This is a genomic window from Bacteroides gallinarum DSM 18171 = JCM 13658 (assembly GCF_000374365.1).
Lineage (GTDB): Bacteria > Bacteroidota > Bacteroidia > Bacteroidales > Bacteroidaceae > Bacteroides > Bacteroides gallinarum.
This window is the reverse complement of sequence record NZ_KB894130.1, coordinates 83,621-106,430: the sequence shown is the minus strand read 5'-3', so window position 1 is coordinate 106,430 and position 22,810 is coordinate 83,621. Positions and strand designations below refer to the sequence as shown.

Annotated in this window: 21 protein-coding genes and 1 pseudogene; 13 read left to right on the top strand and 9 right to left on the bottom strand. The window is 48.8% G+C overall.

What is annotated here, in order from left to right; all coding sequences use genetic code 11:
* Positions 1–150 (bottom strand): annotated as a pseudogene (locus C233_RS23640) (DDE transposase); the annotation flags it as partial.
* A 257-nt stretch (positions 151–407) separates the two neighbouring features.
* Here C233_RS23640 and C233_RS0110875 point away from each other — a divergent pair.
* On the top strand, positions 408–1,808 hold the full coding sequence (locus C233_RS0110875) for an alkaline phosphatase (protein WP_025069191.1): 1,401 nt from the start codon (positions 408–410) through the stop codon (positions 1,806–1,808).
* A 246-nt stretch (positions 1,809–2,054) separates the two neighbouring features.
* On the opposite strand, the gene C233_RS0110870 is transcribed toward C233_RS0110875, so the two are convergent.
* From C233_RS0110870 to efp, 7 genes are all read right to left on the bottom strand, one after another.
* Positions 2,055–2,264 (bottom strand): hypothetical protein, encoded by a 210-nt coding sequence (locus C233_RS0110870; protein WP_018667623.1) that lies wholly within the window; start codon positions 2,262–2,264, stop codon positions 2,055–2,057.
* A 124-nt stretch (positions 2,265–2,388) separates the two neighbouring features.
* Positions 2,389–3,153 (bottom strand): UDP-2,3-diacylglucosamine diphosphatase, encoded by a 765-nt coding sequence (locus C233_RS0110865; protein WP_018667622.1) that lies wholly within the window; start codon positions 3,151–3,153, stop codon positions 2,389–2,391.
* A gap of 30 nt (positions 3,154–3,183) precedes the next feature.
* Entirely contained in the window at positions 3,184–3,495 is a 312-nt protein-coding gene (locus tag C233_RS0110860; protein ID WP_018667621.1) for a metal-sulfur cluster assembly factor, read from the bottom strand.
* Positions 3,496–3,570: 75 nt separating this feature from the next.
* A complete protein-coding gene (gene radC, locus C233_RS0110855; RefSeq protein ID WP_025069190.1) occupies positions 3,571–4,257 on the bottom strand; it encodes a RadC family protein in 687 nt (228 codons plus the stop codon).
* Between the two features lie 38 nt (positions 4,258–4,295).
* Positions 4,296–5,285 carry a glycosyltransferase family 2 protein gene (locus C233_RS0110850; RefSeq protein ID WP_018667619.1) on the bottom strand — a complete coding sequence of 330 codons (990 nt, stop codon included), beginning with the start codon at positions 5,283–5,285 and terminating at the stop codon, positions 4,296–4,298.
* A 755-nt stretch (positions 5,286–6,040) separates the two neighbouring features.
* The gene (locus C233_RS0110845; protein WP_026314831.1) at positions 6,041–6,769 is read right to left on the bottom strand and encodes a TapB family protein; all 729 of its coding nucleotides are present in this window, start codon (positions 6,767–6,769) and stop codon (positions 6,041–6,043) included.
* Between the two features lie 392 nt (positions 6,770–7,161).
* Positions 7,162–7,728, bottom strand: coding sequence for an elongation factor P (gene efp / locus C233_RS0110840; protein WP_018667617.1), 567 nt, complete (start codon positions 7,726–7,728; stop codon positions 7,162–7,164).
* Positions 7,729–7,913: 185 nt separating this feature from the next.
* Here efp and rpmH point away from each other — a divergent pair, with 185 nt between their 5' ends.
* The 6 genes from rpmH (at position 7,914) to C233_RS0110810 (ending at position 13,003) form a co-directional block, all read left to right on the top strand.
* The gene (rpmH, locus tag C233_RS0110835; protein WP_004292199.1) at positions 7,914–8,075 is read left to right on the top strand and encodes a 50S ribosomal protein L34; all 162 of its coding nucleotides are present in this window, start codon (positions 7,914–7,916) and stop codon (positions 8,073–8,075) included.
* A gap of 222 nt (positions 8,076–8,297) precedes the next feature.
* Positions 8,298–8,951: a PASTA domain-containing protein gene (locus tag C233_RS0110830; protein WP_025069189.1), complete on the top strand. Its 654-nt coding sequence runs from the start codon at positions 8,298–8,300 to the stop codon at positions 8,949–8,951.
* Positions 8,952–9,007: 56 nt separating this feature from the next.
* Complete coding sequence (locus C233_RS0110825; protein WP_018667614.1) at positions 9,008–10,078, top strand: RluA family pseudouridine synthase; 1,071 nt, start codon at positions 9,008–9,010, stop codon at positions 10,076–10,078.
* Positions 10,075–11,049 (top strand): D-alanine--D-alanine ligase, encoded by a 975-nt coding sequence (locus C233_RS0110820; protein ID WP_018667613.1) that lies wholly within the window; start codon positions 10,075–10,077, stop codon positions 11,047–11,049. Before C233_RS0110825 ends, C233_RS0110820 begins: the two co-directional genes overlap by 4 nt.
* A gap of 93 nt (positions 11,050–11,142) precedes the next feature.
* Positions 11,143–12,282, top strand: a complete 1,140-nt coding sequence (locus C233_RS0110815; RefSeq protein ID WP_018667612.1) for a 1-acyl-sn-glycerol-3-phosphate acyltransferase — start codon at positions 11,143–11,145, stop codon at positions 12,280–12,282.
* 37 nt (positions 12,283–12,319) lie between these two features.
* Positions 12,320–13,003, top strand: coding sequence for a NigD1/NigD2 family lipoprotein (locus C233_RS0110810; protein WP_026314830.1), 684 nt, complete (start codon positions 12,320–12,322; stop codon positions 13,001–13,003).
* Between the two features lie 161 nt (positions 13,004–13,164).
* Here C233_RS0110810 and C233_RS0110805 read toward each other — a convergent pair whose 3' ends face one another.
* Positions 13,165–13,950 carry a DeoR/GlpR family DNA-binding transcription regulator gene (locus C233_RS0110805; RefSeq protein ID WP_018667610.1) on the bottom strand — a complete coding sequence of 262 codons (786 nt, stop codon included), beginning with the start codon at positions 13,948–13,950 and terminating at the stop codon, positions 13,165–13,167.
* A gap of 324 nt (positions 13,951–14,274) precedes the next feature.
* Here C233_RS0110805 and glpA point away from each other — a divergent pair, with 324 nt between their 5' ends.
* The 6 genes from glpA to C233_RS0110770 are packed head-to-tail and all read left to right on the top strand — an operon-like array spanning position 14,275 to position 22,672.
* Positions 14,275–15,876: an anaerobic glycerol-3-phosphate dehydrogenase subunit A gene (glpA, locus tag C233_RS0110795; protein ID WP_018667609.1), complete on the top strand. Its 1,602-nt coding sequence runs from the start codon at positions 14,275–14,277 to the stop codon at positions 15,874–15,876.
* Positions 15,877–15,888: 12 nt separating this feature from the next.
* Positions 15,889–17,133 (top strand): glycerol-3-phosphate dehydrogenase subunit GlpB, encoded by a 1,245-nt coding sequence (glpB, locus tag C233_RS0110790; protein WP_018667608.1) that lies wholly within the window; start codon positions 15,889–15,891, stop codon positions 17,131–17,133.
* Positions 17,134–17,137: 4 nt separating this feature from the next.
* Complete coding sequence (gene glpC / locus C233_RS0110785) at positions 17,138–18,382, top strand: anaerobic glycerol-3-phosphate dehydrogenase subunit GlpC (RefSeq protein WP_018667607.1); 1,245 nt, start codon at positions 17,138–17,140, stop codon at positions 18,380–18,382.
* A 31-nt stretch (positions 18,383–18,413) separates the two neighbouring features.
* Positions 18,414–19,811, top strand: a complete 1,398-nt coding sequence (gene pgtP / locus C233_RS0110780; protein ID WP_018667606.1) for a phosphoglycerate transporter protein PgtP — start codon at positions 18,414–18,416, stop codon at positions 19,809–19,811.
* Positions 19,812–19,870: 59 nt separating this feature from the next.
* The gene (locus tag C233_RS0110775) at positions 19,871–21,289 is read left to right on the top strand and encodes a glycerophosphodiester phosphodiesterase family protein (RefSeq protein WP_026314829.1); all 1,419 of its coding nucleotides are present in this window, start codon (positions 19,871–19,873) and stop codon (positions 21,287–21,289) included.
* 36 nt (positions 21,290–21,325) lie between these two features.
* Positions 21,326–22,672 carry a porin gene (locus C233_RS0110770; protein ID WP_025069123.1) on the top strand — a complete coding sequence of 449 codons (1,347 nt, stop codon included), beginning with the start codon at positions 21,326–21,328 and terminating at the stop codon, positions 22,670–22,672.
* Positions 22,673–22,810: the final 138 nt, after the last annotated feature.

The following is a 22,810-nucleotide window of genomic DNA, read 5'->3' as shown; positions in this document are numbered from 1 at the left end:
TGCGGCTTTTGCCATGCGTTCAAACGGGAACACTGAGTGAAGCCTGCCAAGCTCACTCTCATTAAAACTTTTGCGGTATTTTTCCAGAACATCAAATTCTGTGAAGCCCAAAGTTGGGTGAATTTCGGAAATATTTTGTATCTTAGCCATATCTTAGTCGGGGAATTTCCCCCGTTTTGGCCTTCAAACCTTATTTGCGGGGGAATACCTAAAGATACAAAAAAGCCAGCTAATTCGCAATATTTTGTGTATGAATTAGTTGGCTGATTTTATATTATTTACTGAATGTCCCTTTTTTTAATGCTATCGTCATAGGCGGATAATTTAAAATCGCTATCTTTGTTTATCCGTAAGAGTGCGGTAGCTTATAGGCAACCTTATTTAGACAACTTCAAATAAATAGACTTATGAAACGATTGATGTATGTGTTGTTCTTTGTCCTGCTGGCAGGCACATCCTATGCAGGGCAGGCAAAGTATGTATTCTATTTCATCGGCGATGGAATGGGAGTGAATCAGGTAAACGGTACGGAGATGTACCTGGCGGAACAGGAAGGGCGTATCGGGGTGAAACCGCTTTTGTTCACCACCTTCCCGGTTGCTTCCGTGGCTACCACCTTTTCCGCTACCAATTCCGTAACGGACTCTTCGGCGGCGGGCACGGCTCTTGCTACCGGCGAAAAGACATATAACGGTGCTATCGGCATGGACGATGAAAAGAATGTCCTGCAAACCGTTGCCGAGAGAGCGAAGAAGGCCGGGAAGAAGGTAGGCATCACTACCAGCGTCAGTGTAGACCATGCCACTCCTGCGGCGTTCTATGCCCACCAACCCAACCGTAGCATGTACTACGAGATAGCTCTGGACCTTCCGAAAGCAGGTTTCGACTTCCATGCCGGCGGCGGTTTCCTGAAACCCGCCACGACTGCCGATAAGAAGGCGGCGCCGAGTATCTTCCCCATTTTGGAAGAAGCGGGCTATACCATTGCCAGGGGGCTGGACGAATACAAAGCTAAGGCGGCAGATGCGAAGAAGATGATTCTTATTCAGAAAGAGGGTGCGCAGCCTTCTTGCTTGCCTTATGCTATCGACCGCAAGGAGGGCGACCTTACCCTGGCGGAGATAACGGAGAGTGCTATTTCTTTCTTGACCAAAGGAAACAATAAAGGTTTCTTCCTTATGGTGGAAGGCGGTAAGATAGACTGGGCTTGCCACAGCAACGACCCTGCCACGGTTTTCGAAGAAGTAATAGACATGGATAATGCCGTAAAGGTGGCTTATGAATTCTACAAGAAGCATCCGAAGGAAACGTTGATTGTCGTAACTGCCGACCACGAAACCGGCGGCTTGGGACTGGGAACCGGCAAATACGAACTGCACCTGAAATCCTTGCTGAACCAAAAACAATCCCAAGACCTCCTTTCCAAAGCGATTACCGACCTGCGGAAAGAGAAATCGGGCAGAGCCTCATGGGAACAGGTCAAGGCATTGCTTGCCGATAAAATGGGTTTCTGGAAAGAGCTGCCCCTGACCTGGGAACAGGAGAAGATGCTCCGCGACGAATACGAAACATCTTTCGTAAAGAACAAGGTCGTTTTCGAGGAGAGCCTGTATGCCAAGACCGAACCTTTGGCTGCCGCTGCCCGGAAAGTGATGAGTCAGATAGCAATGGTAGGGTGGACCAGCACGGGACATACGGCGGGATACGTTCCTGTATTTGCCATAGGTGCGGGCTCCGACCTGTTTACCGGCAAAATGGACAATACGGAGATACCGAAGCGCATAGCGAAAGCGGCGGGGTATAAATAAGCTTTCTTTCACCACAGATTATACGGATTGGTATGGATTTTATTCTCGATAAAGAAAATATCCGTACCAATCCGTATTAATTCGTGCTAATTCGTATCGCTTCGTACCGACCTGTACCAATCCGTATTAATTCGTATCGCTTCGTACCGACCTGTACCAATTCGCACTAATTCATTTTACTTCGTACTAACTGTACTCAATCCGTACCAATCTGTGTCGCTTCGTGTAATCTGTTGTGGTGAACCTTTATTTCAGTTCCTCCTTGATTATCTCGTCCATTTCTTTAATCAGCTTTTTCCGCTTCCTGGCAGATTTTACTTTCTTGTTTTTGTATCCGAGGTCTGTACGTTCGGTAACTTCCTCACTCCACTCCTCGAACTCGTTTTTTGCCGGGCGGCCGTTGGGGTCTATATTCTCTTCGGCAATAGAATCATTTCTGTAAATCATATCATCCATAACGGTGTTGTTTTAATAGTTATGATGATATTACAAGATTGCAGGCGAAAAAGTTCCGTAACCCGTCGCTTTTTCGTAATCATTTAATAAGAATAAACAATTCTTGCCCGTCGGGGCGAATAGTCTACAGCTTGGTTTCCCCTTCGATGAACTCCTCCAGGAACAGGTTCTCGCCGTCGAATACGGCATACGAGAAGTAGTTTATCCAGTCGCCCAGGATAAGTACACGGGTGGTGGAGCTCAGCATCAGGTCTAACTCGATGTGGCGGTGTCCGTAGATGAAGAAGTTGATGTCCGGGTGGCTTTTCAGGTACTCTTTGGTGTACAGCACCAGGTGTTCGTTGTTCTCGCCCATATAGTCGGGCTCTTTCCCGTCTATCCTTTTCAGGCGGCTGTGTTTGGCCCATGTCAGTCCGAGCTCTACGCTCCAGCGGGGGTGGAGGGCGGAGAACAGAGCCTGGAGGGTGCGGCTGTGGAACATGGTACGCAGCAGTTTGAACTTCTTGTCCGGGTCGCCCAGCCCGTCGCCGTGGGCAAGGTAGAACTCTTTCCCGTAGATTTCCGTGGTGAGGGGCTCGCGGTGGATGATTACCCCGCATTCCTTACTCAGGTAATCCCCGCACCAGATGTCGTGGTTGCCGGTGAAGAAGTGTACCTCCACGCCCCTGTCTGTCAGCTCGGACAGCTTGCCGAGAAAACGGGTGTAACCCTTGGGCACGACCGTGCGGAACTCGTACCAGAAGTCGAACATGTCTCCCAGCAGGTATACGGCAGATGCCTTGTGTTTGATACTGTCGAGGAAGTTCACCAACCGTCGTTCCTGTGTCCGTCCGTGTTCAATGGCGCGTGAACCCAGATGCGCGTCCGAGAGGAAATATACGTTCTTCATCTTATTATCCGTTATTAGCAGTGTGGTTAATCAAAGGAAACCCAGTTCCAGCTTGGCTTCTTCGCTCATCATATCCTTGTCCCATTCGGGCTCGAATACCAGGTTGATAACGGCGGAGGACACGCCGTCTATCGACTCTATCTTCTGGCGGATATCTTCCATGATGAAGTCCGCCGCAGGGCAGTTGGGAGCTGTCAGGGTCATATCTATGATTGCCTCTCCGCTGTCGGAAACATCTATCTTGTAGATTAGCCCCAGGTCGTACACGTTCACCGGAATTTCCGGGTCGAATACGGTTTTCAGCATGGCAACGATTTTCTCTTCTATCTCAAATCGGGTCATATTCGTACGGTTTGTTGGTTTAGCGAAGCAAATCTAAAGATTTTAATTGAAACTGCAAAGAATGTACCGGTTACATTACAGCACTCCTTCGTCATTGAAACTGTAATATCTGCCGTCCGTCACTATAACGTGGTCAATCAGGCGGATGTTCATGGTCTGGGCGCCTTTCCGTACGAACTGTGTCAGTTGCCGGTCGTCTGTGCTGGGCTGCGTGTTTCCCGAAGGGTGGTTGTGCACCAGTACGATTTGCGTGGCGCGTTGCAGCAGCGCTTCGCGCAGGATGCTCCTTACATCGGCGGTGGTCTGGTCTATACCGCCCCGGCTGATGCGCACCTTGTCTATGACGCGGGCTGCCCGGTTGAGCAGGAGTACCCAGAACTCCTCCGTTGTGAGGTCGCACAGCAGCGGGTGGAAAATCTCGTAGATGTCTTTGGACGAGCGTATGGCAGCACGTTCCGGATGCGCCTGTTGCTTCCTGCGCTTGCCCAGTTCGAGGGCGGCCATAATGGTGACGCTTTTGGCGGGACCGAGGCCTTTAAAGCGGGAGAAGTCGTGCACTTCCCATTTCCCCAACCGGTTCAGGTCGTTGTCGCAGCAGGCAAGTGCCCGTTGCATCAGTGCTACGGCGCTTTCTTCCGTATTTCCCGAGCCGATGAGTATTGCCAGCAGTTCTGCATCGCTGAGGGCTTCCGCACCTTTCAGCATCATTTTCTCCCGCGGGCGGTCTTCCGCTGCCCATTGGTTTATTGTTAATTTCTCCATTCCTTTTCTTTTACCGCCTGCTACTCCTTCATTGCCCGTCATTTATAAAAGTTCTTCTTGAATGCCTCGAACTCGTCTTTACCGAGTATGCAACGATTCCACCAGGCACGCCAGAAACCGGTTCCGTATCCGATAAGCTGAATGAAAGATGCGGCAATGGAATAGATGCCGATGCGCAGGCTTCTGTTCTGAATGGTGGAGTCCGCGCAGACAAGCAATGCGTACAATGCAATCGGGAGCAGACTGTATGGGCAGAATAGTGCGCCTGCCAGCAATACGGCTACCCCTAATGTGAATGCGCCCGGCAGCAGGTGAACTATTTTCAATGATTCGGGATATTTCTTGTACAGGTTGATACGGGCGATGCCGGAATTGTGTACCTGCTTGAAGAACTTCTTCAAGTCCGTCCGCCGTTTATGATATACCCATGCTCCGGGAAATAGCCTGCATCTGTATCCGCCTTTGAAGATGCGGATGCTGAAATCGATGTCCTCTCCGAAACGCATCTGCGAGAAGCCGCCCAATGCTTCATAGACCTCGCGGCGTACTCCCATATTGAAGCTCCGCGGATAGAACTTATCCATTTTCTTTTTCCCGCCGCGGATACCGCCGGTGGTAAAAAACGAGGTCATGGAGTAGTTGATAGCCTTCTGTATATCGGTAAAGGACTCGTGCGCCCGGTCTGGTCCGCCGAAAGCATCGACGGGGGCTTTCCGCAGTTCTTTTTCCACAGCCTCGAAGTAGCCTTCGGGAAGAATGCAGTCGGAGTCCAGTATAATCAGGTATTCCCCCCTGCTGTGTCTGGCGCCGTAGTTGCGCGTTTGCCCCGGCCCGGAATTGGGCTTAGCATAATAGTGTATGTCCAGGCGATTCCGGTATTTATCTGCCACATCCTTGCAGGGAATTGCAGAGCCGTCCTCTACAACGACGACCTCGAAATCCCTGAAGCTTTGCAGGGTGAGGCTCTGTAAAAGTTCGTCCACTTCATCGGGGCGGTTATATACGGGGATGATAACGGAATATCGCATATCTCTGTGTCTTTTTACCGGGTTGCGGGGTTGATGTTGCAAAGATACATTTTTATTCGATGCGCGGATTATCATTTGGCCGCGCATTCTCCGGATAGGCGGAAAAAAGAGGTGCAGTGGCAGGACTTCGTATATATAAACCGGATTCGGTAGCGTTCCCTGTGGATTTGGAAAAAGGCTTTATCCGTCATGCTGTCACACCGATACTGCATTGTTTTATGTTACAGCCTATCGAAGTGTAAGAGATATAAGAGATAGATGTGATAGATACCTTTCCCTCAAAAACTATCTTTCCCCAAAATTATCTGTCACACTTGTTTCATAGGGTATGGCGGCAGGTACATGCCTTTCTTTTATTCGTTAAGCAGGATACTTTATTAGTTCACAGCGGTGAACACTTTGTTTCATCGCATAAAAACACTTTGTTCGTGCATGCTGAAACAAAATGTTTCTATTGACCGAACACTCTGTTTCAACGTACTGAACAAAGTGTTTCACCGTGCTGAACACTTTGTTTCATGCCTTGAAACTTATCGTATCCCTGGTTGAAACCCGAAGTCTTTATGGGGATAACGGGAGGGAACTCTGTGCGAATGGAGGGATGTGCTGAAAAGAAGAAGCCCGTCGGGATAAGCTATCCGGACAGGCTTCCAAATATCGGAAGAGGTAAGTATGTCGCTATTACGCGGTTTACGTAGAAACAGCGTTTCGCTCTTTTATCGTTGCAGTTTTAAAAGTTGCCAATGGCTTTCCTGCTAATGTATGGCATATAGCAATGAGCTTTCCAGTACCTTTCCCCGTTTGGTGTACTTTTCTGTTTTCACAACACCTATATTGGGGGCATACCAGGTTATGCTGTATTCCGATTGAGAGATGAACATGAGACTGCCTTTGGATTCTGTGTAGATTTTAACACACTCAAAATCTCCTGCCGGGGTGTGTATCGTTTCTTTTCCCTTGTATTTCCCTTTGAGGGAAGCATTTATTTTCATCGGTCCCATTTTTTGAAAGTACTTGCATGGAGGCAGTTCCTCATCCATATAGGCATTTCCCTTGATAGGAATGCATATGCGCCCTTCGGCTCTTATATACTTGCTATATCCTTGATACTCTTTTTCGGCTTTGATGCTGTCTTTTGGGGGATAGTGGGCAATGAACCCCTTCCGTGTCTGTGCATTTTCTGTTTCTGCATCCAGCATGATATAATCTGTGACACCGCTCTTTTTATGATATATGAGTATCTCCCGATTAGTACCGTCCATAATGCTTGCTATACTGTAACTGTCGCCATACCACCGTTGTTCTACTACGGTGCGTTCTTCGTCGTCGGCTACATCTTTAATGAAAATCGAGTCTTTCAATGTCTTTCCCTCTTTCTTATCGGTGGTGACATAGTGGAGAACCTTTCCTGCTTCTGTGCAGCAATACTGTGCGCTCATGGAGAGCACATTGGATAAAAATAATAAAATAATGACTGCTCTCATAACGCTTTTAAATAAAATTTTGCAATTATGCAAATATAATTAAAAACATTGATTATGAAAGCATTATCGGTAGAATTTGTCTCCGAGCTTGAATGTTGTTTTGATTATAGGAGTCTCAGGCTCGGTATTGGATTGGTTGGGAACCAATCTGCTTTTTAATCCGGGGTAGTAAAAAGAAACGGTTTCCCTTGCCGGATTTCTTGTGTACAAGCCTTGCGGGTAAACGGACGCCGGAGTGTTTGCTATCCGGAGTGCTTGCTATTCGGAATGTTTGTTATCCGAGATACTTGTTATCCGGAATCCTTATTACAAAGTCCGCATAAAAAATCCCGTCCGGTTCGAAACGAACCGGGCGGGATAATTCTCATATTTCACTTAATTATAAAATTCGTTTATGCTTTTACACGGCCTACGTAAGAACCGTCGCGGGTATCGATTTCAATCGTTTCGCCTTCGTTGATAAACAGCGGCACACGTACGGTTGCACCCGATTCTACGGTTGCGGGTTTCAGCGTGTTGGTAGCTGTATCGCCTTTCAGCCCCGGTTCGGTGTAAGTAATCTTCTGCTGTACTTTGATAGGCACATCAGCATACAGAACCGTTTCGGTGGAGGCATCGGACACAACGTCTACAATCATTCCTTCCAGCAGGAAGTCTACGCCGTTAATCAAGTCGTGGGCGATAGGAATCTGGTCGAAAGTCTCCTGGTTCATGAACTGGTAGTTGTCGCCGTCGTGGTAGAGGTATTGGTGGGGACGACGCTCTACACGTACGTCTTCCAGTTTTTCACCGATGTTGAAACGGCGTTCGAGCACGTAACCGTTCACTACGTCTTTCAATTTGGTACGCATGAAAGTGTTGCCTTTTCCCGGTTTTACATGCAGGAAGTCAATGCAGAAATACAGCTTGCCGTCCATGCGGATGCAAGTTCCGATTTTAATGTCTTGAGCATTAATCATACTTTGTTATTATTATAATGTTATTAAGATATTTCCTTGCGATTTGCGGATGCAAAAGTAATGGAAATCGGTAAAAAACACAAAAAGTTTTGAGATAAAATGAGTTATCTCTTGGTTATTTTAGAAAAAGTATCTATTTTTGCAGCCCGATTACGTAGAATAATAACATAAAACAAGATACAGTAATGAAAAGAACATTTCAACCCTCTAACAGAAAGAGAAAAAACAAACACGGATTCCGTGAGAGAATGGCTACAGCCAATGGTCGCAGAGTATTGGCCGCACGTCGTGCCAAAGGCAGAAAGAAACTGACTGTTTCCGACGAATACAACGGAGTGAAGGCATAAGTCATTCCTCTTGATAGAAATAAGGAAGCCGCAAAGGACTGGTGACAGTGTTTTGCGGCTTTTCTTTTGTGAAACTTTCAAGAAAACACTATTGTAATGCGCCCAAATTACATTATCTTTGCAACAAAAGCGAAGATAAGCTGCACCTCGGCATAAAAAATGAACAAGTTCATTTTATTCTGCTCTCGGTTTGCATTATCTTTGCACCAAATTGTAGTGATTATGACTATAAAGGAATTTTTTTCTTTCCGTCAGAACAAATACTTCTGGATAAACATCGTGGCGATGATTGTCGTGGTGGCGCTGTTGCTGTTCGGAACATTAAAAGGAATAGATATATACACTCACCACGGTGAGGCCGTGGTAGTGCCTGATGTAAAGGGCATGACGGTGGGAGAGGCCGGAAAGGTATTCGGAAACAGGGGGCTGGTCTGCATTGTTTCCGACTCCACTTACGTCAAGGACAAGCCTGCGGGTTGTATCCTGGACTATAATCCGACAGCCGGACAGAAGGTGAAGGAAGGCCGTATCATTTACCTGACAATCAATGCTGTGAATATACCTTTGCAGGAAGTGCCCGATGTGGCGGACAACAGCTCCCTGCGTCAGGCGGAGGCACGCATCCTGGCATCCGGTTTCAAGCTGAACGACATCCGCTACATAGCCGGTGAGAAAGACTGGGTGTACGGCGTGGAATACCGGGAACGCATGCTGGCTATGGGCGAGAAAGTGCCTATGGGAGCCACGCTGACCCTGGTGGTGGGCAACGGCGAAAAAGAAGTGCTTGAAGGCGATTCCCTGGCAGTGGACGAAGGGGCGGAGATACAGGAAACTGTTGGTTCCGGAGAGTCTGCGGCCGATGAATCCTGGTTCTGATGTTAAACGTATGTGTACGGGAATGAGCTGTCTTTAATTCTTAAAGAGGACAAACGATGATTGAAGAATTACCGGACGACATAGAGAACGATGTACTGGACGATATAGAGCCTGTCGGTGACGAGTCGCAGCTTTACGAGCACTTCCGCGTAGTGGTGGACAAAGGGCAGGAGATGATGCGTGTGGACAAATACCTGTTCGACCGGTTGACCAATGCTTCGCGCAACCGTATACAGAAGGCCGCCGATGCCGGATTCGTAATGGCGAACGGCCAGCCGGTCAAGAGCAGCTACAAGGTGAAGCCCCTGGATGTGATAACGGTGATGATGGACCGTCCCCGTTATGAGAACGAGGTGATTCCCGAAGACATTCCCCTGGATATCGTTTACGAGGACAAATACCTTATGGTCGTCAACAAGCCGGCAGGTCTGGTCGTGCATCCCGGACACGGCAACTACCGCGGCACACTCGTCAACGCCATTGCCTGGCACATGAAAGATATTCCCGACTACGATGCCAATGACCCGCACGTAGGGTTGGTGCACCGCATCGATAAAGATACCTCCGGTCTGCTGGTTATTGCCAAGACGCCGGATGCCAAGACCAACCTCGGTCTTCAATTCTTCAATAAAACTACCAAGCGTCGTTACCGTGCCCTCGTCTGGGGAAATGTGGAACAGGACGAAGGGACGATTACGGGTAACGTGGGGCGCAATCCTAAAGACCGTATGCAGATGACCGTTCTCCCCGACGACCAGGGGAAGCACGCCGTTACCCATTATCGCGTGCTGGAGCGCCTGGGATATGTAACGCTTGTGGAGTGTATCCTCGAAACGGGGCGTACTCACCAAATCCGTGTGCATATGAAGCACATCGGGCACATCCTCTTTAACGACGAACGCTATGGCGGGCATGAAATCCTGAAAGGAACCCGTTTTGCCAAATACAAACAGTTTGTAAATAATTGCTTCGATACTTGCCCGCGACAGGCGTTGCACGCCATGACGCTGGGATTCGTACATCCCGTTACCGGGGAGGAAATGTATTTCACCTCGGAGTTGCCGGACGATATGGCACGGCTGATAGACAAGTGGAGGGGCTACATCAGTAATAGAGATTTAGAATGAAACGCACGATTGCTATTGTATGCGGGGGAGACACATCCGAGTTCGAGGTTTCCCTACGCAGCGCACAAGGAATTTACTCCTTCATCGATAAGGAGAGATACACATTATATATCGTAGAAATGCGCGGAGCAGACTGGCACGTGCAGCTTCCCGACGGAACGAAAGCCCCGGTAGACCGCAACGATTTCAGCTTCCGGCTGGGCGGCGATAAGGTGGTGTTCGATTTTGCCTATATCACCATTCACGGAACGCCGGGTGAGGACGGACGCCTGCAAGGATATTTCGACATGCTGCACATACCGTATTCCTGTTGCGGGGTGCTTGCCGCCGCATTGACTTACGACAAGTTCGTATGCAACCAGTACCTGAAAACCTTCGGGGTACGCATTGCAGACTCTTTGATGCTCCGCCGGGGGCAGTCGGTTTCCGACGAAGACGTAATCGGGAAAATCGGTTTGCCCTGCTTCATCAAACCCGGTCTGGGCGGCTCCAGCTTTGGCGTAACGAAGGTAAAGACGAAAGAGCAGATACAGCCCGCCATTGCGAAAGCTTTCGGGGAAGCGGAAGAAGTATTGGTAGAGGCTTTCATGGACGGCACGGAGCTTACCTGCGGTTGCTACAAAACCCGCGGGAAGTCGGTCGTATTCCCCATTACGGAGGTGATATCGCACAACGAGTATTTCGACTATAAAGCCAAGTACGACGGTGAGTCGGACGAGATAACCCCGGCACGCATCCCCGACGAGCTGCGTGACCGCGTGCAGAAGCTCACTTCCGCCATTTACGATATCCTCGGCGCTTCCGGTATTATCCGCGTAGACTATATCGTTACCGAGGGAGACAAGATTAACCTGCTGGAAGTGAACACTACTCCCGGAATGACCTCCACCAGCTTCATCCCGCAGCAGGTGCGTGCGGCGAACATGGATATTAAAGATGTGATGACAGATATAATAGAAAACCAATTTTAGATATTAACTATTAGGTATCAACCGACTATCGGATGCCCGTTTGATTAGTCTTGAAACCGAATACTTATTGTTTAGAATTTAAAATTGCATATCATGGAATTTGAAGAAATCCGCCCTTATCATGACGAAGAACTACCTCAGATTTTTGAGGAATTAATTGCTGACCCGGCATTCCAACAAGTGGCTTGCGCCGTTATGCCGGGTGTTCCTTTCGAGGCTATCGCACAGAAAATGCGTGCAAGCAAGACCAAGCAGGAGTTCCAGGAAAACCTCTGCTACGGCATCTTGCATAAACTTGCCAAGGATACTACAGACGGACTGATACTCGAGAGTATGGCTGTGCTGAACAAGCAGTCTGCCTATACCTACGTTTCCAACCACAGGGATATCATCCTCGATTCCGGGTTCTTGTCCGTTCTTCTGGTAGAGCAAGGGCTGGATACCGTGGAAATCGCTATCGGCGACAATCTGCTGATTTATCCCTGGATTAAGAAACTGGTGCGTATAAATAAATGCTTCACCGTGCAGCGTGCACTGACCATGCGCCAGATGCTGGAGTCCTCCATTCGCATGTCGCGCTATATGCACTATACCATTGCCGAGAAGAAGCAGTCTATCTGGATTGCCCAGCGCGAGGGACGCGCCAAGGATTCCAATGATATCACGCAGGATAGCGTCCTGAAGATGCTGGCTATGGGCGGCGACGGGGATATCATCACCAATCTCCAGGAATTGAATATCGTGCCGCTTTCCATATCTTACGAATACGACCCCTGCGACTATCTGAAAGCGCAGGAGTTCCAGTTGAAACGCGACATACCCGACTATAAGAAAACCACGGACGACGACCTGCTGAATATGCAGACCGGGCTGCTGGGCTATAAAGGGCGCGTATGCTTTCGTATGGCATCCTGCATCAATGACGACTTGGGCGAACTGGAGCGCACATTGCCCAAACCGGAACTATTCGTAGCCATATCCGCTTTGATTGACAAGCGTATCCATGCCAACTACCGTATCTTTGCCAACAACTACGTGGCTCATGACCTGCTGTATGGCAAGGAGGAGTTTGCCGGCCATTATACTGCCGAAGACAAGAAACGCTTTACGGGATATATCGACGGGCAGTTGGACCGTATCGCCATTCCCAACAAAGATGTGGACTTCCTGCGCGGAAAGCTGCTGATGATGTATGCTAACCCGTTGACGAATTACCTGGCTGCAACCAAGTAAGCTGCCGGGAAGCTATAACCGAGTGTGGTAAACGAATATGAAGAAGTATTGCTGTGGACTATTGGCCGTTGTCTGGTCGTGGCTGCTGGTATCGTGCGGCGACGATGATTACTATTATCCTTCCGTGAAGCAGGATTTCCTGACTGCATTCTACGGTGCGGACGGGCAGTTGGAGGCGGTGCAGACCGACGACGGCGAAAAACTCCGGGTCGTCGAGGATATGTCGGGCTCGCGTGCGGACGCGGATGCGTCTGTCCGCATCATTGCCAATTACGAAACGGTGCTGTCCGACAATGAAGTTGCCGGCGTCAAGTTGTATGCTTTGTCGCAGACGATTTCTCCCGTTCCCCTGCCTGCCGACAAGTTCGAGGAAGGCATAAAGACGGAGCCCTCGGAGGTGCAGAGCATCTGGCGGGGGCAGGATTACCTGAATATCGTCCTGGAGGTAAAGCAGCAGGGGCAGCACCTTCTGCATTTTGTAGAGGACGAGGTTGTCGTAGACGAAACCGGCGGACGCGCCACCGTGCGGCTCACCTTGTATCATGCCGTAAGCAGTACCGTGCAGGACTATGGCAAGCGTGCGTATCTGTCCGTTCCCTTAAAGCAATATATGGTCGGAGGCGTGCAGGAGGTGGATGTCTATTTCAGCGTTTATACTTATTCCGACTGTTTTAAAACGTATATCCTGGATGAGACGGGACTTCGTATAGAAAAAAACTGATTTTTATATATATAATAAGGTGAAACGAAAACCGCTCCTTGTGCGGCGGGTAAGAAACGGATTACACGGAATATCGCGAATAAGCCTTAAGAAATAAGGAAAGCCGCGATATTCCGTGTAATCCGTTTCCGGGGACAAGACTGCCTGTCTTTCTTCCCGCTTTAAATGTTATTGTGGTGGCCGGCATCGGCAATCGTCAGCTCGATACCCATTTCCTCTATACGCAAGGCAGTGGAAGGAGGGATGCGGGAATCGGTGATGATATGGTCTATATCCTCCATTTCGGCTATTTTGCTGAATCCGCGCCGCCCGAACTTGGAGGAGTCCGCGAGTACGATTGTCTTTTGGGCGGTTTGCATCATGACACGGTTCAAGCTCGCTTCCATCATATTGGTAGTGGTGATGCCGAAGTCGAGGTCGATGCCGTCCACCCCGATAAACAGCTTGCTGCACGAAAAGTCCGCCAATATATTCTCCGCATATTTTCCTACTACGGAGAGGCTGCTATGGCGCAGGATGCCGCCGAGCTGGATAATATAAATATTCTTTTCGCTTGCCAGAATACTGGATACCTCCATAGAGGCAGTAATCACGGTCAGCTCGTCCACCGGTACTATGCTGCGTGCCAGGGCGTGCATGGTAGTGCCCGATGCTATCAGTATGGAATCCTTGGGAGCGATGAGGCTGGCGGCTTTCATTCCTATCAGCCGTTTTTCCTCCACATACAGCTTTTCCTTCTCGCTGACATTCCTGTTGTCGATATAAGGGTCTATCAAAATAGCTTTCCCGTGGTTCCGGTATAGTTTCTTTTCTCTTTCGAGGTCGGTTAAATCCTTCCGTATCGTAACTGATGAAACGTTGAGATGTGCGGCTAAGTCTGTTACCAAAATAGAATTATGCTGCAGCAACAATTCTAATATAATAGATTGTCTCTCTTCTTTTGTCATATTAAGCCCGAAAATTGTATTTAATGCGCTAATATACTTGAAAAAAACAGTATAAGGAAACTCTTGATGCTAAGAAATGGTAAAAGCCGCCCCGAAACACTATCTTATGAAACGTAAACTGTATTACCCCCGTTTTTACGCCGAAATTACTGTTCGAAGAACTTTTTTTCTTATTTTCGAGAAATAAATAAGGAAAAGTTTCGTTATTCTAAAAATAGAATTTATATTTGTTGCGAAATGAAACCTTGAAAGTTTTGATAAGAAAGTTTGGTGCTCTGATACGAAACCCGAATATCGAACGACGTTAACTAATATTATAAAAACATGGTACTTAATAGCGAAATGAACGAATTTGACATCATCATCATAGGTGGAGGTGCTACCGGAGCGGGTACGGCGAGGGATTGCTCCTTGCGCGGAATGCGGGTTCTGCTTGTAGAACGTTTTGATTTTGCTGCCGGCGCTACCGGGCGAAACCATGGATTGCTCCATAGCGGCGCCCGTTATGCGGTAACCGACAGGGAGTCCGCTGCCGAGTGCATCACGGAGAATATGATTCTTCGGAAGATAGCACGCCATTGCGTAGAAGAAAACGGAGGATTGTTCATTTCCCTACCGGAAGACGACCTCTCCTACCAGGATTTGTTCGTAGAGTCGTGCCGGGCTGCGGGCATCGATGCGCAGGTAATAGACCCTGCCGAGGCAAGGCTGATAGAACCTTCCGTAAACCCCTCGATTATAGGTGCGGTGAAAGTACCCGACGGGTCGATAGACCCTTTCAGGCTCACCCTGGCAAATATCATCGACGCCAAAGCTCATGGAGCGAAAGTACTGGTGTACCATGAGGTGACGGCACTTATTCAGGAGCGGGGAAGCATCGTCGGAGTCACCGTATTCAATCATAAAACAAAAACCGGACATAATTATTATGCGCCTCTGACTATTAACGCAGGAGGCATCTGGGGACATGGCATTGCTGCAAAAGCAGGCATAAGGGTGGACATGTTCCCGGCAAAAGGCTCGTTATTGATTTTTGGGCATCGAATCAATAACATCGTACTCAACCGCTGCCGTAAACCGGCCAATGCAGATATTCTCGTTCCTGGCGATACAATCTGCTTGATTGGAACGACGTCGAGCCGTGTAGGTTTCGACGAGGTGGATGAAGTACGGGTTACATCGGAAGAGGTCGATTTGTTGTTGTCGGAAGGAGAAAAGTTGGCTCCCGCCCTGGCTACGACCCGCATTTTGAGGGCATATGCCGGCGTTCGTCCGCTGGTGGCTGCCGATAACGACCCTTCCGGCCGTAATATAAGCCGGGGTATCGTGTTACTGGACCATGAGGTGCGTGATGGTGTTCCGGGTTTTGCCACTATCACCGGCGGAAAACTGATGACTTACCGGCTAATGGCGGAATGGGCTACGGATTTGGCATGTAAGAAGCTGGGGATTGACAAACCCTGCACTACGATGCACGAACCCCTTCCCGGCTCGCGCCTGGAAGAGGGGCAACCCGGCGGCAGGCAGGCGGCAGACCGCCCGAAACGCTCCTCGGTGGGGCGTCACGGCGAAATGGCCGATAAGATAGCATCGGAAAGCAAGTACGACAACAGCCTGGTTTGCGAGTGCGAGGATGTCACCGTAGGCGAGGTGAACTATGCGGTGAACGAGCTCGATGTGCACAACCTGGTAGACCTGCGCCGCCGTACGCGCGTAGGCATGGGTACATGCCAGGGAGAACTTTGCGCATGCCGTGCGGCAGGCTTGCTCGGCGAGGCGCATAACTGCTCGCAAAAGGCGAGGACAGACTTGGCATCGTTCCTGAACGAGCGCTGGAAAGGATTGTATCCCGTGGCGTGGGGCGAAGCCCTGCGTGAGAGCGAATATACCCAGTGGATATACGGTGGAGTTTGTGGAATGGAATAAAACGAATTGGAAATGAAATTTGATACATTGATAATAGGTGGAGGACTTGCCGGCTTAACGTGTGGAATCCGTTTGCAGAAGAATGGCGTGAGATGTGCTATCATCTCCACCGGGCAGAGTGCATTGCATTTTTCCTCCGGTTCATTCGACTTGCTCAACGGGTTGTCCGACGGAACGAAGGTAGATAACCCGGTTGCCGCCGCCGGGAAAGTGGGCAGCAACCACCCATATACGAAGTTAGGCGAGCATTTTGCATACTATGCCCGGGAAGCAAAACAGCAATTGCTGGAGTGCGGCATCGAGGTGAACGGCGACGCAAAGCATAACCATTTCCGCATAACCCCTATGGGCACGCTGAAACCTACATGGCTTACGTTTTCCGATTTCACACCGCTCCCGTCGGCAGATGATATGGCAGGCAGGAAAATCCTGGTAGCCAATATAGCGGGTTTCCTCGACTTCAATACGAAATTCGTGGCGGACAGCTTCGAAAAGCAAGGAGCCGAATGCCGTATTGCCTCCATTAACCTCCCCGAGTTGGAAAGGTTGCGGATTAGCCCCACGGAGATGCGTTCCACCAATATTGCCAGGGTACTGGAAAACGAAAAGGTGCTTGAAGCCCTGATTGCGGAACTGGCGGGGCATACAGCCGGTTTTGATACTGTTGCACTGCCTGCCGTATTCGGATTGTCGTCTGCAACACCTGCAAAGAAATTGAAGGAAGCGCTGGATATTCCGGTATGGCTGATTCCTACGATGCCGCCTTCCGTTCCCGGTATTCGCGCACAACAGCAGCTTCGCCGTTCTTTCGAGGAGCTGGGCGGAGTTTATATGCTGGGCGATACGGTCGTAAAGGCAGATTTCCAGGGGAATAAGGTGCAGGCGGTATATTCCGTCAATCACGGAGACATCTCGTTTGCGGCAGAAAACTTTGTCCTTGCATCGGGCAGTTATTTCAGCAACGGGCTGGTTGCCCGGCCTAACAGCGTCATCGAGCCCGTTTTCGGTTGCGATGTCGATTTTACCCCCGGACGCGACAGTTGGTACGACAAATCCTTCTTCAACAAACAGAACTACATGACATTCGGTGTGGCTACTGACGAAAAGTTACGGGTCAGCATCGGGGGCGATACGCAGCAGAACCTGTTTGCGGCGGGCTCTGTCCTGAGCGGCTCCAACACCATACATGAGGGTTGCGGCGCCGGGATTTCCATGCTTACGGCATTATATGTAGCGGATAACTTAATAAAAGGATGATGTCATGAATATGCAGAACAATATAAGCGAGAACAATTTTGAGCAATGCATCAAGTGTACGGTTTGCACGGTATATTGTCCGGTTATTCCGGTAAATCCCGAATATCCCGGGCCGAAGCAGGCCGGACCGGACGAAGAACGCCTTCGCCTGAAAAGGGGAGAGTACTTTGATGAAGCGCTGAAATACTGCCTGAACTGCAAGCGTTGTGAGGTAGCCTGCCCGTCGAATGTAAGGATTGGTGATATCATCCAGTTGGCACGCATCAAATACAGCAAGAAGAAACCGGCACTGCGCGACATAATGCTGGCAAATACGGATTTCGTAGGTACAATGGCATCCGCCTTCGCCCCTGTGGTAAATACGACGCTCTCCCTGAAACCGGTAAAAATGGTAATGGACGGAGTGCTGAAGATAGACAGCCACCGTGTTTTCCCGAAATACTCCTCCCGGACATTCGAAAGCTGGTTCCGAAAGAACGTAATGGCATCGCAGGATAACTACAAGAAACATGTAAGCTTTTTCCACGGCTGCTATATCAATTATAATTTCCCCCAGTTGGGAAAGGATATGGTGAGTGTGCTTAATGCAATCGGTTACGGGGTACACCTGCTCGAAAAAGAGAAGTGCTGCGGAGTGGCTTTGATATCCAACGGTCTGATAAACCAGGCGCGCAAGCAGGCCGAAACGAACCTGCACTCTATCCGCAAATCGATTTTTGAGGACAAGCGTCCGGTAATCGGAGCCTCGTCCACCTGCATTTTTACGATGCGCGACGAATACCCGCACCTGCTCGGAGTTGACAATGCGGATGTGCGCGACGGTATCGAGCTGGCTACCCGTTTCATCTTCCGCCTGCTCGAGGACAAGAATATAAAGCTGAAGTTCCGCAATGACACGAAGCTGAAGATTGCCTATCACACCCCTTGCCACATGGAAAAGCTGGGTTGGGCATATTACTCTATCGCATTGCTGCGCAGCATTCCCAACATACATCTTACCGTACTCAACTCCCAGTGTTGCGGGATAGCCGGTACATACGGTTTTAAAAAAGAGAATTACGAAACATCGCAAGGAATCGGCGCTTCGCTGTTCCGCCAGATAGAAGAAGTGGCGGCCGACTTTGTAGCTACCGATTGCGAAACCTGCAAATGGCAGATTGAGATGTCTACCTCCGCCAAAGTAAAACACCCCATTTCGATACTTGCAGAAGCTCTGGACTTGGAAGAAACCAGTAAACTAAATAAGTAACAAATAACATTATTCTTAAAATCTTAGTACTATGTGGAATTTTTTAGCACCACCTGCTTATAAGCAGGAACTACCGGCGGAAAAGATTGAGTCAGCGTACAAAAGCTATCGTTGGCAGGTCTTTCTGGGTATATTTATCGGTTACGCAGGTTTTTATATCGTGCGTAAGAACTTTTCGATGGCCATTCCGGAGCTTGCCCAGTTCGGTTTCGAAAAAGGTGAGTTGAGTATCGTTCTTTCCATGAACGCCGTTGCCTATGCGCTGTCCAAATTCTTAATGGGAAGCGTGTCCGACCGCAGCAACTCGCGCGTGTTCCTTCCGTTGGGGCTGGTCTTGGCTGCCGTTTCCATGATGTTCATGGTGGTGCCGGTACAGTTCTTCGGTCCGGAAAACAAGTCGTTGGCTATTATCGTAATGGCTGCCCTCAACTTCCTGGTAGGCTGGTTTAACGGTATGGGTTGGCCTCCTTGCGGACGTGTCATGACCCACTGGTTTTCGGTAACCGAACGCGGAACGATGATGTCCGTCTGGAATTGCGCCCATAATGTGGGCGGTGCGCTGGTAGGGCCAATGGCTGTATATGGTGCATTGTGGTTCGGCTCTTGGTTCTATGGCGCCGATTCGTCCCGTTACTTTCTCATCGGTACATACGTATTCCCGGCAGCAGTCGCTCTCCTTGTGGCATTGGTGGCATATTGCCTGATTCGCGATACTCCCCAATCGTGCGGTCTTCCTTCTATCGAGAAGTACCGTAACGACTATCCCAAAAATTACAGCGCGAAGCAGGAAGAAGTGCTTACGGTAAAAGAGATTTTCTTCAAGCATGTGTTCAACAACAAGATGCTTTGGTACATCGCTATCGCCAACGCCTTTGTCTACATGGTACGTTACGGCTGCCTCGACTGGGCTCCCACTTTCCTGAAAGAGGCGCAAGGATATGATATCAAACAGGCAGGCTGGGCATATTTTGCATATGAGTTCGCCGCCATACCCGGAACATTGGTTTGCGGTTGGTTGAGCGATAAAGTCTTTAAGGGCGGACGTGCGATGACTACTATCATCTTCATGGCTATCGTAGCCGTATTTATCTTCCTCTACTGGCATTTCTCCGACAACTACATAATTGTAACCTTGTCCTTGATTGCTATCGGTTTCTTCATCTACGGCCCGGTAATGCTGATAGGCGTCCAGGCACTCGACCTCGCTCCCAAAAACGCCGCCGGTACAGCCGCCGGACTTACCGGGTTCTTCGGGTACTTCTTCGGAACCGCTATCCTTGCCAACGTAGTGCTCGGCTACGTAGCCGAAATGGCAGGCTGGGACTGGACTTTCATATTGTTGCTCATAGCCTGTGCCTTGTCCATTTTGTTGATGTCTTTCACTTACAAAGACGAGAAGGCATTGCTGGAGGAAAGGAAAAAGAAATAATCTTTCGATAGATAATTATAAAATGAATTTTACTCAGTATTTACCTTAATTTATTAACCATGTTGAAGAATCCAATCAAGTTAAGTGCAGCCTTATTAGGTGTGGCCTTAATGACTTTTACTTCCTGTGAAGACCAAGATTTTACAGATGTGAATAATGACGCAACACGCGTTGAAGTGAACACGATTTCTGCCGAAATGGCGAAAGTACGCGATTATGTACCTGCTTATGCTGTAATGGCGCATCGCGGTTCTACTTTTTGGACTCCGGAAGAAACAGAGACTGCATGGCGTTGGGCACGTGAAATGGGTGCGGACTACCTCGAATCGGACTTGCAATGTTCTAAAGACGGTGTTATCCTGGCTAATCATGATGATAACCTGAAACGTACCACCAATATCGAAAACCTGTATGGCGAGTTGGTTCCGAGTACCCGCAAGCAGTTCTATATGAATCACGGCATGAGCGAAGCCAAAGCCGAGGAACTTGTAAAAGAAGACCAGAAGAATTTCCGCCCCTACTATGCAATGTCTTATATGTACGACGAACTGGCTAAGCTTGATGCCGGAACATGGTTCAATGAGGCAAGCCTCGAGCAGGCACGCGAGGGGTTCACGGAGCATCACCAATATATTTCGGCGCTCGAAGACCAAATCCGTTATGCGGAAGGTAAAATGCTGAAACGCGATGCCAGCGGCGAACGGATATATACCATAACCGGAACCTGGGACCCGGAAAATCCGAGAGATTGCCTGAAATATGTTTTTGAGTACGAGAATGACCCGCAAGATACGGGCAACCGTCCGGGCGTTTACATCGAGTTTAAAGAATCCTGGTTGAATCCGTCGGACTTCGAGCAACGTGTATATAACAAGCTCGACGAACTGGGCTGGAACATCATGACAAAACCCTGCAACGGAGAACCTTTCTATAAGAATGGTAAAGTGAATGTAGGCAACACCAATGGTAAGGTCATTCTCCAGACATTCTCCCTCGAAAGCCTCCGCCGTTCGGCCGAGATATTTAAAGGCCAGATTCCGATGTGCTTCCTTTTCTGGGAAGGCACAGCAGCTACCGATTTGAAAGTCGATACGCCTCAGGGCTATGCCTCTTTCATCAATATCGGATTGGAATACAAGGCACATATCATCGGCCCTTCTATTGCAGGCGCTCCGAACGATTATCCCGAGATGAACGCACCCTGGCAGGCTTACCTTATCAAGAGAGCCGGTATGCTGAATCACCCGTACTCATTCGACTCTTATGCACAAATGGCAAAGTATTTCGGTACGTATAACTGGGGAAATACCGTAATGTACGATGAGCTGCTGCATGGCATCTACGGCGACGGTCTGTTTACCAACCGTTCCGAAATGAGTATTAAGTATTTGATAGATAACGGACTGCGCGACAAGAATGCTCCGCAAATCGTTCCCGATGCAGTCAAGACGCTCGAAAGACTCGGTTACGGAAAGTAAAATGTTTGATTATTTATTTAATATAGAATGTATCTTATGAAAAAGTATATATTAATGCCTGTTTTAGCAGCTTTATCGCTGGCAGGTACGGCTGTGCAGGCCCAGGACTTTGACAACAAGCCAGTTGTAAATGTAAGTAATGATAAGGAAAACCTGAATTTCACCATTGGTGCGCGTTTCATGATGGACGGTGCGTACTATCATTCTGATTTTACTCCAGTGAAGTCGGGAGCCGCTATCACCGATGCACGTATCCGTACATCGCTCTCTTATGAGGATTGGTATTTCTATGCGGATTTCGATTTCTCCAAAGGCAAATTCTCGCAGAAAAATATCTTTCTGCAATATACACTGCAAGGTATGAAAGGCAACCACCTATTCAAAGCCGGTTATTACAACAATCCGGCTACTATGGCTAATAATACCAGCCGCGGCAGTTTGCATTTCATTTCACGTTCGGCAGCGTCCAACGCTTTGTCGACAGGACGTGAACTGGGTTTGAGCTACATTTTCTATAACGACCACTTTTTTGCCAATCAGGGTGTGTTTGCCGAAAACAAGTACAATAACCAGATTGACGGTTATCAAGGCGTGTCGTTCGGAGGCCGCTGGATATGGCGTCCTGTCAACAACGACGATGCTACCTTCCATGTCGGTGCTACTTTCCGCTATGCCAACATAGCTACGGGCGAAGCACAAGGTGGCAACGTACTGAAAACATCACTGGATTTGGGCACTTCATTGGAAACTTATACAGACCCTACTACGGAGTTCGTATCGGCCACCCTGCCTTGGGCAAAGAATGTGTACGATGTGGGTGCTGAATTCCTCTACAAGAATGATAACTTTTTTGCAAGAGGCGAATATATGTACAAATACGTTACGAAGGAACGCGACGACGAAGCTCTTTTCGAGGCCAATCTCGGCTCTATCGACTCTTGGACGACTTTGGAATCCTGGCAAGCAGGCAATCCCCTCGGAGCCAACTCTTTTCATGGCGCATACGTAGAGGCCGGCTATAAAATCTTCGGTAATTCTTATCAGTACAGTAATTCCGACGCTTTGCTGAAGGGATTGGACGGCAGGTCTTTGGAAGTCGTTGCACGTTATAGCTACGTAGGCCTTAATGACATCCGCAGCGGAGAAAAGTATGTATTGGGACGCGACCAGTACTATCCTGAAGGTTTGTTGAAAGATTATCCTGCAACTTCCAAGAGTGTCGGCGGCGGTAATATGCATTCGGCTACTTTGGGGGTAAACTATGCTTTCAATAAGTTTGCCCAGGTTATGTTGAGCTATACCTACAACCGCCTTGACCGTGATAAATATCCTTCGGATAAGAATTTCCATGTACTTCAGGCACGATTGATGTTCCAGTTCTAATTGTGTGCGTTTGTTTACAATAGTGGTTAGTATGCCTCTGGGATAGGGGTAAAACAGAAAAGAGGGTACTGTAAAGTATCCTCTTTTTGCTGTATGGGATGAAAGTGCAACAGATATTTTCCGGTATATTCTGGTATC

Bases quoted from the DNA above. Each gene is read 5' to 3' on its own strand.
- C233_RS0110775 (WP_026314829.1), top strand. From the start codon at position 19,871: ATGTTGAAGAATCCAATCAAGTTAAGTGCAGCCTTATTAGGTGTGGCC.
- C233_RS0110875 (WP_025069191.1), top strand. From the start codon at position 408: ATGAAACGATTGATGTATGTGTTGTTCTTTGTCCTGCTGGCAGGCACA.
- C233_RS0110865 (WP_018667622.1), bottom strand. From the start codon at position 3,153: ATGAAGAACGTATATTTCCTCTCGGACGCGCATCTGGGTTCACGCGCC.
- C233_RS0110870 (WP_018667623.1), bottom strand. From the start codon at position 2,264: ATGGATGATATGATTTACAGAAATGATTCTATTGCCGAAGAGAATATA.
- C233_RS0110820 (WP_018667613.1), top strand. From the start codon at position 10,075: ATGAAACGCACGATTGCTATTGTATGCGGGGGAGACACATCCGAGTTC.
- C233_RS0110815 (WP_018667612.1), top strand. From the start codon at position 11,143: ATGGAATTTGAAGAAATCCGCCCTTATCATGACGAAGAACTACCTCAG.
- C233_RS0110805 (WP_018667610.1), bottom strand. From the start codon at position 13,950: ATGACAAAAGAAGAGAGACAATCTATTATATTAGAATTGTTGCTGCAG.
- pgtP (WP_018667606.1), top strand. From the start codon at position 18,414: ATGTGGAATTTTTTAGCACCACCTGCTTATAAGCAGGAACTACCGGCG.
- C233_RS0110810 (WP_026314830.1), top strand. From the start codon at position 12,320: ATGAAGAAGTATTGCTGTGGACTATTGGCCGTTGTCTGGTCGTGGCTG.
- radC (WP_025069190.1), bottom strand. From the start codon at position 4,257: ATGGAGAAATTAACAATAAACCAATGGGCAGCGGAAGACCGCCCGCGG.
- C233_RS0110830 (WP_025069189.1), top strand. From the start codon at position 8,298: ATGACTATAAAGGAATTTTTTTCTTTCCGTCAGAACAAATACTTCTGG.
- glpB (WP_018667608.1), top strand. From the start codon at position 15,889: ATGAAATTTGATACATTGATAATAGGTGGAGGACTTGCCGGCTTAACG.
- C233_RS0110845 (WP_026314831.1), bottom strand. From the start codon at position 6,769: ATGAGAGCAGTCATTATTTTATTATTTTTATCCAATGTGCTCTCCATG.
- C233_RS0110770 (WP_025069123.1), top strand. From the start codon at position 21,326: ATGAAAAAGTATATATTAATGCCTGTTTTAGCAGCTTTATCGCTGGCA.
- efp (WP_018667617.1), bottom strand. From the start codon at position 7,728: ATGATTAATGCTCAAGACATTAAAATCGGAACTTGCATCCGCATGGAC.
- C233_RS0110825 (WP_018667614.1), top strand. From the start codon at position 9,008: ATGATTGAAGAATTACCGGACGACATAGAGAACGATGTACTGGACGAT.
- glpA (WP_018667609.1), top strand. From the start codon at position 14,275: ATGGTACTTAATAGCGAAATGAACGAATTTGACATCATCATCATAGGT.
- rpmH (WP_004292199.1), top strand. From the start codon at position 7,914: ATGAAAAGAACATTTCAACCCTCTAACAGAAAGAGAAAAAACAAACAC.
- C233_RS0110860 (WP_018667621.1), bottom strand. From the start codon at position 3,495: ATGACCCGATTTGAGATAGAAGAGAAAATCGTTGCCATGCTGAAAACC.
- glpC (WP_018667607.1), top strand. From the start codon at position 17,138: ATGAATATGCAGAACAATATAAGCGAGAACAATTTTGAGCAATGCATC.
- C233_RS0110850 (WP_018667619.1), bottom strand. From the start codon at position 5,285: ATGCGATATTCCGTTATCATCCCCGTATATAACCGCCCCGATGAAGTG.